The organism is Flaviflexus massiliensis, from assembly GCF_001375495.1.
Classification (GTDB): domain Bacteria; phylum Actinomycetota; class Actinomycetes; order Actinomycetales; family Actinomycetaceae; genus Flaviflexus; species Flaviflexus massiliensis.
The window spans coordinates 1,398,143-1,411,463 of sequence record NZ_LN831058.1 but is presented as its reverse complement, the minus strand read 5'-3'; the positions used below and the strand labels follow the sequence as shown (position 1 = coordinate 1,411,463).

11 protein-coding genes are annotated in these 13,321 nt (G+C 60.5%); 6 read left to right on the top strand and 5 right to left on the bottom strand.

Annotation, left to right across the window (positions count from 1 at the left end):
- Position 1 precedes the first annotated feature (1 nt).
- Positions 2-1,093: a glycine cleavage system aminomethyltransferase GcvT gene (gcvT, locus tag BN1241_RS10505; protein ID WP_054953529.1), complete on the bottom strand. Its 1,092-nt coding sequence runs from the start codon at positions 1,091-1,093 to the stop codon at positions 2-4.
- Positions 1,094-1,231: 138 nt separating this feature from the next.
- Positions 1,232-2,140, bottom strand: coding sequence for a DUF4192 family protein (locus BN1241_RS10500; protein WP_054953528.1), 909 nt, complete (start codon positions 2,138-2,140; stop codon positions 1,232-1,234).
- A gap of 104 nt (positions 2,141-2,244) precedes the next feature.
- On the opposite strand from BN1241_RS10500, the gene BN1241_RS10495 reads away from it, so the two are divergent.
- A complete protein-coding gene (locus BN1241_RS10495) occupies positions 2,245-3,318 on the top strand; it encodes a polyprenyl synthetase family protein (protein ID WP_054953527.1) in 1,074 nt (357 codons plus the stop codon).
- Between the two features lie 294 nt (positions 3,319-3,612).
- Here BN1241_RS10495 and BN1241_RS10490 read toward each other — a convergent pair whose 3' ends face one another.
- A complete protein-coding gene (locus BN1241_RS10490; RefSeq protein ID WP_230198309.1) occupies positions 3,613-3,963 on the bottom strand; it encodes an Rv2175c family DNA-binding protein in 351 nt (116 codons plus the stop codon).
- A gap of 149 nt (positions 3,964-4,112) precedes the next feature.
- On the opposite strand from BN1241_RS10490, the gene BN1241_RS10485 reads away from it, so the two are divergent.
- Together BN1241_RS10485 and pknB are read left to right on the top strand one after the other, a co-directional pair.
- A complete protein-coding gene (locus BN1241_RS10485; RefSeq protein WP_082418322.1) occupies positions 4,113-5,738 on the top strand; it encodes a LysM peptidoglycan-binding domain-containing protein in 1,626 nt (541 codons plus the stop codon).
- A 69-nt stretch (positions 5,739-5,807) separates the two neighbouring features.
- On the top strand, positions 5,808-7,769 hold the full coding sequence (gene pknB, locus BN1241_RS10480) for a Stk1 family PASTA domain-containing Ser/Thr kinase (protein ID WP_077138364.1): 1,962 nt from the start codon (positions 5,808-5,810) through the stop codon (positions 7,767-7,769).
- A 204-nt stretch (positions 7,770-7,973) separates the two neighbouring features.
- On the opposite strand, the gene BN1241_RS10475 is transcribed toward pknB, so the two are convergent.
- Entirely contained in the window at positions 7,974-9,332 is a 1,359-nt protein-coding gene (locus BN1241_RS10475; protein WP_077138363.1) for a class II 3-deoxy-7-phosphoheptulonate synthase, read from the bottom strand.
- A 120-nt stretch (positions 9,333-9,452) separates the two neighbouring features.
- Entirely contained in the window at positions 9,453-10,664 is a 1,212-nt protein-coding gene (locus BN1241_RS10470) for a pyrophosphate--fructose-6-phosphate 1-phosphotransferase (RefSeq protein WP_054953523.1), read from the bottom strand.
- Positions 10,665-10,723: 59 nt separating this feature from the next.
- On the opposite strand from BN1241_RS10470, the gene BN1241_RS10465 reads away from it, so the two are divergent.
- The 3 genes from BN1241_RS10465 to BN1241_RS10455 are packed head-to-tail and all read left to right on the top strand — an operon-like array spanning position 10,724 to position 13,211.
- Entirely contained in the window at positions 10,724-11,146 is a 423-nt protein-coding gene (locus BN1241_RS10465; protein WP_054953522.1) for a hypothetical protein, read from the top strand.
- Complete coding sequence (locus BN1241_RS10460) at positions 11,146-12,897, top strand: DEDD exonuclease domain-containing protein (protein WP_054953521.1); 1,752 nt, start codon at positions 11,146-11,148, stop codon at positions 12,895-12,897. Before BN1241_RS10465 ends, BN1241_RS10460 begins: the two co-directional genes overlap by 1 nt.
- A gap of 35 nt (positions 12,898-12,932) precedes the next feature.
- Positions 12,933-13,211 carry an Lrp/AsnC family transcriptional regulator gene (locus BN1241_RS10455; protein WP_054953520.1) on the top strand — a complete coding sequence of 93 codons (279 nt, stop codon included), beginning with the start codon at positions 12,933-12,935 and terminating at the stop codon, positions 13,209-13,211.
- Positions 13,212-13,321: the final 110 nt, after the last annotated feature.

Here is a 13,321-nt window from a genome sequence, read left to right as displayed (position 1 = left end):
CCTAGTTGGTGCTCGTATAGAACGGGAGTGATGTGATGGCCATGGGTTGGTCTTTACCGCGAACGGTTGCAACAACGCTGGTATTGGCCGGTATTCCCTCGGGGAGGATGGCGAGCGCAATCGGGTATCCGAGCGTTGGTGAAAGCACACCGGAGGTGATGACTCCTACGTCGGTTCCGTCGATGGAAATGATGGAACCTGCCCGCGCAGCTCTCCTGCCCTCGCCGCGCAGTCCGTACAGCGTTGTGGATGCGGCGTGGTTTCGCAGAGCCTCTACTCCAACAAAGTCGTGGTCGAGTTTGACGATCCCGCCCTGGCCAACATCGGCAGGGGTTCTTTCTTGGGAGAGCTCGTTGCCGTAGAGGGGCATGCCAGCCTCGAGGCGGAGAGTGTCGCGTGCCGCAAGCCCGCAGGGCTGCAACGAGTTTTCCTTGCCCGCCTCGGCAAGAATATTCCACAACTCTTGAGCCCCGTTGGCATCAGCCATGATTTCGTAACCGCGTTCACCCGTATATCCGGTGCGAGCCACGTGGACCGGTAGACCGCCAATGACGAAGGTGTCGTGGCGGTAGTAGCCGAGCTCTAGAAAACGGGCCGGGTCGTCAATGACGGAGCTGACAATATCGGCGCTAAGTGGTCCTTGAACGGCGATGAGGGCGCGGGCATGAGTGTTGTCCTGAATCGCGACCTTGGCATCAAGCTCGGTGGAGCGTCGCGTCAGTTCGTCGCTGACGGTGCGGCAATTGGCGGCATTGGCGATGACAAGATAGTCGGTCTCATCCGTGCGGTAGACGATGAGGTCGTCCAGGATTCCTCCGAGTTCATTCACCATGAGGGAATAGCGGGCCCTGCCCACCTGCATGGTCGACAGGATGTTGACGAGCGAATAGTCGAGAACCCTCCCGGCATCCGGTCCTTCGACGCGGATCTGCCCCATGTGGGAGAGGTCGAACAGGCCTGACCGGGTGCGGACAGCCTCGTGTTCTTCCCGATCCGATGTGTACCTGAGCGGCATGTGCCATCCCGCGAAGTCAGTCATGGTGGCGCCGAGCTTCTGGTGGACACTTTCCAACGCCGTGGCTTCCAGGGTCATATGAGTATTATTCCCGCTTCCTTGCACCTGGGGGGCATCGTTTACTCGAATGCTTCCGCTTGTGGCGGCATGTTTCCCCGGGGACGTCGCTGTCAATGCCACGCTATCGCATGTGGGCGTTCAGGGCGCGGTATTTCGTCAAGATGCCGACTGCATTTGTCCCATCCAGGGCGGCATGATCTGCTGGGACATGGCCGCCCACACGAGTTTTGCCAGTCTGCTGCGTTGCCCGGTTGACCTGACCCGGTAGTAGAGGTGGGTTGCCAGCCGGTCGAATCCGCACCACCAGGCGATGTAGGCGGCGCAGCTGAGGGCATGCACCGTGTCCTGGTGCCCGACGCGGGCGGCAAGCACCGCGAGCGCCGCCTCAATCCTGTCCGGATTGGGTGGTGTACGGGGCGGAATGAAAGTGCCGCGGGGACCGAGCGTGTCTCTGCCCTCGTCGCCAACGGACCAGACGATGACCGTGTCACGGATGGAGCCGGCCTCAAGCGACCCCTCCATGGGAACGACGCTGCTCACTTCGCCATTCATGGCGCTGGCGAGAGCGGTCCGCCATTGGTCATGCGCCCGTCCGAGGTCCGCAACGCTCAGCGTCCGTTTCTCACCACGCGGCTGTTCCCCGGAGAACGCGGCAATGTAGTGGTCGAGGCGTTCGTTGCTCATCCCGTCGAATTCGGGTTCGTCGAGCCAGCCGTGCGGTGAATAGATGCGGAATCGGACCCCGCCGTGGGCGATCACGGTATCCCACGGACCGTTATTCGGCCCTCGGGAGCGACCGATCTCGTCAACTAGTTCGGCGCGTTCACGTATCAACCTATCCTCGAGGTCGGTTCCGTCGGGGAAGAGGAAGGCCACGGTGGCCCGGGGTGATGTGCGACCGATGATTTCGGGCAGGTGGTCGAATGGGATGAGAAAAACACTCGTACCGCTAGTTCCGTCTGCGTCAACGAGTGCGAGCTTCCCGTTTAACCGGTAGTTCCCGGCTTCGACCGCGAGGTGGGCGAGGGTTGCGAGGGGCAGGATTTCTTCAGTGACGTTTTTCATGCCTCGATGAAACCGCGAACACCCACCCGAATTAATTGAGGGAAGACGACCTGTGGATGGTTGTGTAAAACTGTTTGACTGTGGCAACCGGTTAGAGTGGTGGCATGCACGAGTCGTTCCCACAGATCATTTCCGAGCGCACGATTGCGGCGCTGGACGCACATGGATTCGCCGATGCGGATCGTCACCTTCTCGGGTCTTTTATCGACCCGACCCGATCGCTTCTCGGCGGCGGTAAGCGTGTGCGCGGCCTCCTGTCGCTTGCGGGCGCCATGTGCGCGACCGGCAACGAACCCAGCGATGATGCGTTCGAGGTCGCGGCAGCGATCGAAATCTTCCAGGGCGCGGCTCTCGTGCACGACGACATCATGGACGACTCCCCCACCCGCCGCGGTCAGCCCGCCGTCCATATCCAGTTCGCTACCGCCTTCGACGACTCCGATCTTGTTGGCGATTCGGTGATGTTTGGGCGCGATGCGGGGATTTGCTCCGGTGACTTCCTCCTCGCCCTCGCCTCCACCCACATGCTCAAGCACGCCTCGCAGGCCGCAAACCTTCGTTTCCAAACGATGTGCGCCGAGGTTGCTTTCGGACAGTTCCTCGATGTTCGTGCCGAAAACATTGACCTACTCAGCATGCTGAACGGACCCAATCCACGGGAGGCGCTCCTGGCGGCGCGCGAAGATGCCTTCTCCGTCATCCGCCACAAGTCCGCTCGGTACTCCGTTCGTGACCCGCTCTTGATCGGTGCCGAAGCGGCCGGCGCCGACGAGAACCTCCTTGCCACTCTTTCCCACATCGGGGCTCCCCTGGGCGAAGCATTCCAGTTGCGCGACGACGCGCTCGGCGTGGCGGGAGATCCGTCCACGACCGGCAAGCCCACCGGAGGCGACCTGAGGGAAGGTAAGCGCACGGTCCTGATCCTCACGGCCCTCGCGAGACTCGCTGGCTCCGAGGAGGCTCACATGATTGCAGAGTCCCTTGGTCAGCCTCTCTCGGATGACGAGGTCAACACCATTACCGGTCTCATCACCAGCAGTGGCGCGTGGGAGGAGCACGAGGCGATCATTGCCGAGCGGGAGCAACAGGCTCTCACGGCCTGGCAGGAACTGCCCGACGGACCTGGCAAGGATAGCCTCGATCAGCTCATGGATCGTCTAACCACCCGCCAACACTGAATCAATCCCCACAGGCAGAGCGTGCCTTGAACGAGCATGACTTATTCAAGGCACGCAGTTCCCTGCAAATGTTGTGAGCATCAGGCTGGGAACAACGGTGTTCCTGCCCTGCACTACACGCCAAGATCATTGGACTCCAGTCACCCAAGTAAGAGACTCGCAAAACCGCGATTCTTCCCGTTGGGGAAGGTCGTATGTGATGACCGGTAGCGCAATCGGTTAAAGCACGCCATGGGGTGTGATCTCTTTAAATCAAGAGAATTCGTCCTAGCGGACGAGGTTTCCGGGTCTTCGTTAGTAGGCGAGACCGGATGCTATCCGGCGCACGGCACGATGCTTGCCCTGTCGTAGCGCTTCCATGGGTGTCATCCCCAGTTCCGCATCTTCCCGATGCAGCCATTCGTGAGCCTCGTCGTCACTGAACCCGCTATCGGAGAGAAGGATGAGGGTGCCGCGCAGGTTTCCCAGCACCTGCCACGTTCCGTCTTCCTCCACAAGCTGATCGCTCGTCACCACGAGAGGGCCTTCCGGACGGGTCGCCAAAAGCTTGTGTTCGGAGATGAGGGTGCGGACGTCACGAAGCCGAATATTGAGGGCTACTGCGACCTCTGGGAGGGACATATTGTCGGGTAAGACAGAGTTCACGGAAAAATAGTAGGACCAATTTCTGGAAACGGTTGGCGACACGCCGCAAAACCGACTAGTGTCACATCTGAACCATCTGTCACAAACTCATCACAATTCACAACAAGATCATCACGATCATTGTTCCCGTGTTTCACTCCGGAGGATTCATGGCCTACTCACGTCGCTCTCTCAGCGCTTCGGTTGCCGTCACTGCAACCGCTGCCGTGAGCGTTTTGGCACCCGTCCCTGCCACGGCGGCCGACCTGCCAGCAGGTCCCGCAATTAAGCTCCCCTCAGCCACCTATCAGGTGACGAGCGGCGACACGATCTGGGATATTTCCCAGCGCTTCGGTGTCTCCATGAACTCGATCATCAGCACGAACAATCTTGGTAACAGTGCCGTTATTCATCCCGGTCAGCGCCTGGAGATCCCCGGTTCGAGCGTCACTGCCACACGAGCTCCTACAGCCTCGTCGACCAAGTCTTCGTCGAGCTCGTCGTCCACCTACACGGTTAAGCGCGGCGACACCCTGTCCGGTATTGCGCTCAAGCATTCGACAACGGTGGGTGCTCTCAAGTCCGCCAACAACCTATCCTCCGACCTCATCTTCCCCGGGCAGAAGCTCAACTTGAAGGCATCGTCGTCGGCTTCGAAGCCCGCCACCGCAGCTCCGGCTCCTGCTGCACCTTCCTCAAGCAGTTCCTCAGCCACGACCTATACGGTCCAGCGCGGTGACACCCTGTCCGGTATTGCGCTCAAGCATTTGACAACGGTGGGTGCTCTCAAGTCCGCCAACAACCTATCCTCCGACCTCATCTTCCCCGGGCAGAAGCTCAACTTGAAGGCATCGTCGTCGGCTTCGAAGCCCGCCACCGCAGCTCCGGCTCCTGCTACACCTTCCTCAAGCAGTTCCTCAGCCACGACCTATACGGTCCAGCGCGGCGATACTCTCTCGGGCATTGCAGCCAAGCACGGCACGACCGTGTCAGCGATTGTTTCGGCTTCGGGTCTGAAGAACGCGAACGTCATTTACCCGGGACAGAAGCTAACCCTGCGCGGCTCTGCTCCTGCGGCGTCGGCTCCCGCCGCGTCCACTCCCGCACCGTCCACACCGGCACCGAGTGCTTCGTCGACGACGTACACGGTGCAGCGCGGTGACACCCTGTCCGGTATTGCCACCAAGCACGGCACATCGGTGTCCGCGATCATGTCGGCCTCCGGACTGTCCTCCACGGTCATTTACCCGGGCCAGAAACTGACGGTTGCCGGCACTGCTTCCGCCCCTGCTTCGAACTCGAACCAGGATCTGGTGCCGAACACGTTCCTGCACTACACCTACCCGGATGCGACGGTCCGTTCCGCGAACGAGAACAAGGCTTACCTCAACTCAATCGCTGTCCCGTCCCGCGCCGAAACTCAGGCCATGGTGCGAGAGATCGCTATCCAGTACGGTGTCGATCCCGCTCTCGCCCAAGCTCACGCCTTCCGCGAATCGGGCTTCGATGCTCGGGCCGTTTCCCCCGCGAACGCGATTGGGACCATGCAGGTCATTCCGTCTTCCGGTGAGTGGGCATCCGACCTCGTTGGCTACGACCTCAACCTGCTGAACCCGCGCGACAACATCATCGCTGGCGTTGTCATCATCCGTCAGCTCCAGTCGATGTCCGGTTCCCTCGACGTCGGCATCGCCGGCTACTACCAGGGTCTTGGTTCGGTGCGTCGCTACGGCATGTTCTCCGACACCCAGAGCTACGTGGCTCGGGTCAAGGCCTCGATGGCCCAATTCCGTTAAACCTCACAGGTGCGTCCTCCCCAGCCCCGCTTCAAAGCAGGGCTAGGGAGTGTCGTTTAGGCTAGGTACGTGAAATCTGTGCCAGATCCTCTGCTCGGTACCGTCATCGATGGTCGGTACCGGATTCATGCGCGCCTCGGACGGGGCGGCATGGCCACCGTTTACAAGGCACAGGACCAGCGGCTTGATCGCAGCGTTGCCGTGAAGATCATGCACCCCCACTTGGCTGACCAGGCTGACTTTGTTGATCGCTTCCACCGCGAAGCACTTGCCGCCGCAAAGCTCTCCCACCCCAACGTTGTCTCGGTATTTGATGAGGGGACGATCGAATCCGATAATCTCCATGACACGACCTACCTGGTCATGGAGTACATCAACGGTGACGACCTGCGCACCGCACTGTCCCGCCGAGGTTCGTTCTCTCTCAGGATGGCACTCGAAATCACCCGCCAGGTCCTCTCCGGACTCGGCAACGCCCACCAGGCCGGCCTTGTCCACCGGGACGTGAAGCCCGAGAATGTCATGCTCGTCCAAGGGGACGGACTCATCGCGAAGGTCACGGACTTTGGGTTGGCACGGGCCATGGCTGCGGCACGCTCCACGACCGCGGGCACGGTTCTCGGCACAGTCGCCTACCTCGCTCCGGAAGTCCTCCAAGAAGAAGTGACCTCCCGTTCTGACGTGTATGCGGCCGGCATCATGCTCTACGAGCTCATCGCGGGAGATGTGCCATTCCGGGCAGAAACCCCCATCGCACTGGCCTACAAGCACGTCAACGACAACATGCCACGGCTCTCCACGGTCGCACCGTGGATCCCCTCCTCCGTCGACTCCCTCATCGGATTGCTGACCGCAAAGGACCCCGCGCAGCGGCCCGCCAACGGCATCGTTGCTCGCGACCGCGTCCAAGAGGTCCTCAATAATCTTGACGACATTATTGCCAAGCGGCGCATTGCCGTCTCTCCCACCGATCTCGAGCACCGGTCCACGCCCGCTCCCGAGGATCCTGCGAACGGCAGTTACGACACTCGGTCCTTCACGCCCGCCCACAAGACCGCCCTGCTGACCGCACCGCCCGAGACGAAGCGACGAAACTCGCGCGGTCACGAACTTGCCAGGCAACGCTCGGGCTCCAATGAGGTGAAGTCCTCAACCTCGTCGAAGCTGTGGCGCTGGCTCATCATCTTGCTCCTTATTGCCACCTCGGCCGCCGGCATCTTCTGGTACTTCACTGCCGGGCCGGGAATGAGAATGGCACTCCCCGATGTCACGGGCCGTCAAGAGGATGCTGCCGTCAAGGTGCTGGAAGAGCTCGAGCTCACCCCCGTTATCGACCACGACTATTCGGATGAGGTGCGCGAAGGCTACGTGATCTCGACCGATCCGTCGGTGCCATCGGAGATGGCGCGCGGTGACGAGGTCACCCTGGTCGTCTCCCTCGGTGTCGAACAGGTCGAGGTTCCTGCCGTTATCGGACTCCCCCAAGAAACCGCCGAGCAGGTTCTCACCAGCAGCCGGCTCACAGCCGATTTTGAGGAAGACTATTCCGACCAGGTGCCCGAGGGAAACATTATTTCCCAGGATATTCCTGCGGGAACCGAGGTTGATCACTCGACAACCGTCACGCTTACCGTCTCACTTGGGCGCGAACCCGTCACCATCCCCGATGTCAGCAACGAGACTGCAGAGGATGCGGCTGACATCCTGAAGAACGAGGGACTCGACGTTGTGACTGAGGAAGCCTATTCCGACGATATCGAGGAAGGACTGGTTATTTCCCAGTCCACTTCTGGTAGCGGTTACCGCGGCGATACGGTCACGATCACCGTCTCCCTCGGCCCCGAGCTCTTCGAGGTGCCCGACGTCTATGGCATGTCAAGAGATGACGCAGAGAAGCTGCTCAACGACGCCGGGTTCGAGGTTGAATTCGACAACTTCCTCGGCGGCGTTTTCGACCAGGTTCGCCAGCAATCAATCCCGGCCGGAGAACTGCATCCCGCCGGCACGATCATCACCCTCATCGTCGTCTAGCAAGCCCTTCCCTACCCTCCCACTTGCCACCGTATTGGTATAGGGCGAAGGATCACTTTGGTATAAGGCAATGGTTCAGCGCAGGATTCCGTCCGGCCAATTCCAGACACAGAAAGGTCGGGGTCAGAGCATCCACTGTGCTCCGACCCCGACCTTGACGCAGTTCTTCTCTGCGCACTGTGCCTGTGTTTTGTCCCCTTGAAGTTACTTCTTGTCGCGCAGCATCTGCGAAACGAGGAAGGCCACCTCGAGGGACTGACGATGGTTCAGCCGCGGATCGACCAGGGTCTCGTAACGCTGGGACAGGATCTCTTCGGACAGTTGCTCAGAGCCGCCCAGAACCTCGGTCACAGAGTCACCGGTCAGTTCGATATGGACACCGCCGGGGACGGTGCCCTTGGCAATGTGAACGTCGAAGAAGCCCCTGATCTCGTCAACCACATCTTCCATGCGGCGCGTCTTGTAGCCGTTGGACGCGGTGATGGTGTTGCCGTGCATCGGGTCCGTCATCCACGTCACGGGACGACCATCCTTCATCACGCCTTCGACAAGGTCGGGCAGGATGTCACGGATCTTTCCGGCACCCATGCGGGTGATGAAGGTGAGGCGACCCTCTTCGCCCTCGGGGTTGAGCTTGTCCATGAGGCGCAGAGCAGTATCGACCGTCGTGGTCGGTCCAAGCTTGACGCCGATCGGGTTGCGGACGTGAGAGAGCAGTTCGACATGAGCGCCGTCAATGTCGCGTGTGCGTTCGCCAATCCACAGAAAGTGTCCGGACGTGTTGTACGGCTGAGAGGTGCGCTGGTCGATACGCGTCATCGCCGTCTCGTATTCGAGCAGCAGAGCCTCGTGCGACGAGTACATGTCGACGGTCCGCAGGTTCGGGGAGTCGATACCGACTGCCTCCATGAACCGCAGAGCCCAGTCGATGTCCGCCGCCATCTTCTCGTACTTCTTGTAAGCGGGGTTCTCCGTGAAGCCCTTGTTCCACTCGTGGACCTTGGACATGTCGGCGAAGCCACCACCGGTGAAGGCACGGATGAGGTTGAGGGTGGTCGCGGAACGGTGGTAGGCGTCCACCATACGCTGCGGGTCCGGGATCCGCTGTTCCGTGGTGAAGTCGTGCCCGTTGACAGCATCACCCATGTACGAGGGGAGCTCAACGCCGTCACGGTTCTCGATCGGGTTCGAACGCGGCTTCGCGTACTGCCCCGCCATGCGACCGATCTTCACAACGGGAAGGGCCGCACCGTAGGTGAGGATGATCGACATTTGCAGGATCGTCTGAATCTTGGCGCGGATCCGGTCAGCTGAAATCGAGTCGGCAAACGTCTCTGCGCAGTCCCCACCCTGGAGGATGAAGGCTTCGCCGCGTCCTGCCTTGGCGATCTGTTCCTTCAGCGTGTCCGCTTCACCTGCAAACACCAGCGGCGGCATTGAGCGCAGATACTGCCCGACGCTCCGCACCTTAAGTTCATCAGGCCATGCTGGCTGATGTTTGGCGGGCAGTTCCCGCCAGCGCTCGAGCGACTGGTATATCTCATTGACTGATCGTGATTCCACGTGATGATCCTATACAGAAGTGACCACGTGACAGAATTTGTCCGGCACGTGGTCACTTCAAGTTGTGTTGTCCGATTAATTGATTCGGACTCGTGACAATTTTACGGTTGCTAGCGCGGTTTAGTCGGCCTTGAGGGGCTGACCGATGGTCTCCATGACCTCTTCAAACCAGGGCTGGAACATGTTGAAGGCCTTGTGTCCGGCAATGCGCTTGAAGTCGATCGACTTCAGCTTGTTGTCGTCCTCTTCGTCGTGGCCAACGACACCCGAGTCGCCCCTGAAGGCTGATTCGACGGCGAAGTCGACAAGGCCCTTGATGAGGCGGAGGTCTTCTTCGCGGGCGCGGGCTGCACGCGAGAAGTAGCCGGACTTCTGAACCATGACCTTTTCGGCACCGAGTCGGTCAGCGAACTTTTCGGCGAACCACTGGCCGGGGTTGATCTGGTCGAGCTTGACGTGGCCGAAGGGGTCCCGGGGAATCTCTTCGCCCGCTGCTTCCATCTCTTCGATGATCTCGTCAACGCCTGCACCCTCGGAGAGGAAGATGTTGACGTTGCCCTCGGTGTCCATGATGGTCTTGAGGCGCTCGGCTTCGGTATCGAGGTTGATGTCCATCTCCGGCAGGTAGACGGCGTGAATGTCCCAGCGTTCCTTCTTGAGGCCCGCCGAGGGCAGGAATTCCTGCTGGTCAACCCAGCGGCGGTAGTCCGCTGCGGCGCGTGCGGTGAGGTAGCCGCAGTTGCGTCCCATGACTTCGTGGATGATGAGCATGCGGGGCGAGGAGCGGTGCTCACCGATGATGTTGATGGCGTATTCGGCTGCCTCTTCGGCTGCAGTGAGGGCACCCATGGACTGGGCGATGGGAACGATGTCGTTGTCGATGGTCTTGGGCAGGCCCACGACCGTCAGTTCGTACTGGTGCTCGTGCAGGTAGTGTGCGAGGTCAGCGGCGGTCGTGTTGGTGTCGTCGCCCCCAATGGTGTGCAGAATATCAACGCCATCGGCGCGAAGCTGCTCGGCTGCCACCTCGAGCGGGTCCTCACCCTCCTTGACGAGACCGCGCTTGACGCAGTCCTCAACGTTGGTGAGCTTGACGCGGGAGTTGCCGATCGGGGAACCACCGTAGTTCTGGAGGATCCGGGCGTTTGCGCGTGCTTGCTTGTCGAAAACGATCTTGTCACCGGTCAGGAGGCCGTGGTAGCCGTACTGGTAGGCAATGATCTCAATTTCGGGATCAATTTCGTTGTAACGCTCAATGAGTCCGCCAACTGCCGACGATAGGCAGGGGGCGAAGCCGCCCGCAGTCAAGAGAGCAACACGATTGAGAGCCATGGGTAACCTTCCTTTTGGAGCAATACGTTATTCATTCTATCTGGCCTACCATTTAAAGCATGAGTCCACGGAACAAAGATGACGACACAGAGGGTACCGACTGGGAGCGGTACGCTGCGGAGCTCGAGGATGCTTTCGACGGCTCAGATTGGCCCATTTCCCCTGCTCCAGCGCCGATTCGTCCCGAGCGGCCCCGCGACTGGGTGCAGCCGGATGTGGATGATGAACGCCCAGAAGCGGCCGATGAGGTGTTGGACGCCACCTATCGCGCCATGGAAGGAACACCCCGCTCCACCCTGGAACGCGCCCTCCTCGCGATCGCAGGGATCGGGCTGGTCCTCATTGTCCTGTCCGAAATTTCTTTCATATCTTTGTCCCCCACTCTCTTTATCGTGGTTGTTATCGCGACCGTAGGCGCGGCTGTCGCATGGGTGGTGTCCTATGCGACGGGGAAGGAAGATGACGACGGAATGAGGATCTAGTGGCTGGCCGGCTCGTTCTTGAGGATGCTCGACGAGCACCCGAAGGTATCGATGTCCAGCTCGCCTTCTCGGATTTGGGCACGGACCTGCGTTCCGTCACCTTCGTCGTTGTCGATCTTGAGACGACTGGCGGAGCACCGGGGGCGGAAGAGATCACCGAAATCGGGGCCGTGAAGTCGATCGGCGGGGAGGTCGTCGGCACCTTTGGGACCCTCGTCAATCCCAATCAGCCAATCCCGCCCTCCATCACCGTCCTCACCGGCATTACGACAGCGATGGTCATGGATGCGCCGCGAATCGCGACCGTCCTGCCTGCCTTTTTCGAGTTCGTAGGAGACTCCCCCGACACGGTCCTGGTCGCGCACAATGCGCGCTTCGACGTCGGACATCTGAAAGCCGCTGCCCAGGCTCTTGACCTACCGTTTCCCAAGGTTATGACGCTCGATACTGTGCAGCTCGCACGCCGGACAATTTCAAAAGACGAAACCCCCAACTACAAGCTGGGCACACTCGCGCGTGTGATCGGTACAGCCGTCACCCCCACGCACAGGGCGCTCGATGATGCGCTTGCAACAGAGGAACTTCTCCAGTTCATCCTCGGCAGGCTCGGTCCCCTCGGAGTCAGCCACCTGGAAGACCTGAAGACCGTGACCGACCCCGTCCCATACAAGCGTCGTGTTCGCGCCTCTCTCGCCGATCACCTCCCTCGCACGCCCGGGGTTTATCGTTTCATCGGTCCGGGTGATCAGGTCCTCTACGTGGGCACCTCGGTCAATGTTTATAAGCGAGTCCGGCAATATTTCACCGCCGCCGAGAAACGCAATCGGATGGGGGAAATGGTCGATCTCGCGGTCCGGGTCGAAGCGACCTCCACCGCCACCACCCTCGAGGCACAGGTGCTCGAGTTACGTGACATTCAGACCTACGATCCGCCCTATAATCGGCGCTCCAAGAAACCGCAGAAGCGGCCCTGGCTCGTGCTGACAAAGGAATCCCACCCACGGCTCTCCATCGTCCGCTCCGTGCCCGTAGCTGACTTCCCAGACGCCCTTGGTCCCTTCACCTCGGCCCGCTCAGCCAAGCTCGTCAAAGACCTCCTGGAAAAGACCACGCGGATCAGAACGTGCACGACCAAGTTTCCCCTTGTACCGGCGGAGAATGCACGCGCGTGCTCTCTTGCGGACATGGGCAGGTGCGATGCTCCCTGCCTCACGGGAATCACCCAACCGGCCGTCCCACGCACTGCCAGCAACCTGTCCGGCCTCATCGACGAAACCGTCGAGAAAGCTTTGGAGAACATGAGGGAAATGTCCTCCCGGGAGGAGTTTGAGCGAGCAGCCGAGGAACGGGACCGGCTCTCCTCTTTGATCAAGACTGCCGCACGCAAAGAAAATCTGCGCCTTCTCACGAGCGTTCCCGAACTGCGCGCCTCCCGCCCCGGGAAAAAGGGTTGGGAGATCGTCGTGATCCGCTACGGCAGGCTCGCGGGTACCGCCACCGTCAGCTCAGCCCACGAGGTGCTCGGCATGGCCGAAACCCTTGCTGCCACCACCCCACCCGTCCAGGAACCCACGCTCGCGTGCGGGGCGGCCCCGGTGGAAGAGACCGAACTCCTGTTCGCGTGGATCTTCTCCCCCGGCACCAGGCTCCTCAACAGCCCAGAGCAACCCGTCGCTGTCTCTCGCAATTCCCCACATCGCTTCCGGATCGTCGAGCTCGCGGGAGACAAGAGGGCACCTTCCAGGGCGTAAGCTTGTCTCATTACCGGTAGCGAAAGGATGTCAGCATGCTCACCGCCATAGTTCTCATTGATGCCGAGAGCGCACGGGTCCCCGAGGTCGCAGAAGAAATCACTCAAATCAAGGGCGTTTCGGAGGTGTACTCCACCACCGGCGACCGTGACCTCATCGCCGTCGTCCGTGTCTCCGACCACGACAAGCTCGCAGACGTGATTGCGGACAAGATGGGCAAGGTGGAAGGCGTGATCGACACCGTCACCTACATTGCCTTCCGCGCGTACTCTCAGCACGACTTGGAAGCTGCCTTCCACATCGGACTCGACTAATCACTCGCGAGCGGTGAGGCGTCCCGGGCACAGCCTGGGCGCCTTCGTCGTTCAGCTATCCAAGAGTCTGATTGCCCAAAGTCTGAATTCCAGCACTGGACATACAACGG

Bases quoted from the DNA above. Each gene is read 5' to 3' on its own strand.
- BN1241_RS10465 (WP_054953522.1), top strand. From the start codon at position 10,724: ATGAGTCCACGGAACAAAGATGACGACACAGAGGGTACCGACTGGGAG.
- BN1241_RS10485 (WP_082418322.1), top strand. From the start codon at position 4,113: ATGGCCTACTCACGTCGCTCTCTCAGCGCTTCGGTTGCCGTCACTGCA.
- BN1241_RS10455 (WP_054953520.1), top strand. From the start codon at position 12,933: ATGCTCACCGCCATAGTTCTCATTGATGCCGAGAGCGCACGGGTCCCC.
- BN1241_RS10495 (WP_054953527.1), top strand. From the start codon at position 2,245: ATGCACGAGTCGTTCCCACAGATCATTTCCGAGCGCACGATTGCGGCG.
- BN1241_RS10470 (WP_054953523.1), bottom strand. From the start codon at position 10,664: ATGGCTCTCAATCGTGTTGCTCTCTTGACTGCGGGCGGCTTCGCCCCC.
- BN1241_RS10500 (WP_054953528.1), bottom strand. From the start codon at position 2,140: ATGAAAAACGTCACTGAAGAAATCCTGCCCCTCGCAACCCTCGCCCAC.
- gcvT (WP_054953529.1), bottom strand. From the start codon at position 1,093: ATGACCCTGGAAGCCACGGCGTTGGAAAGTGTCCACCAGAAGCTCGGC.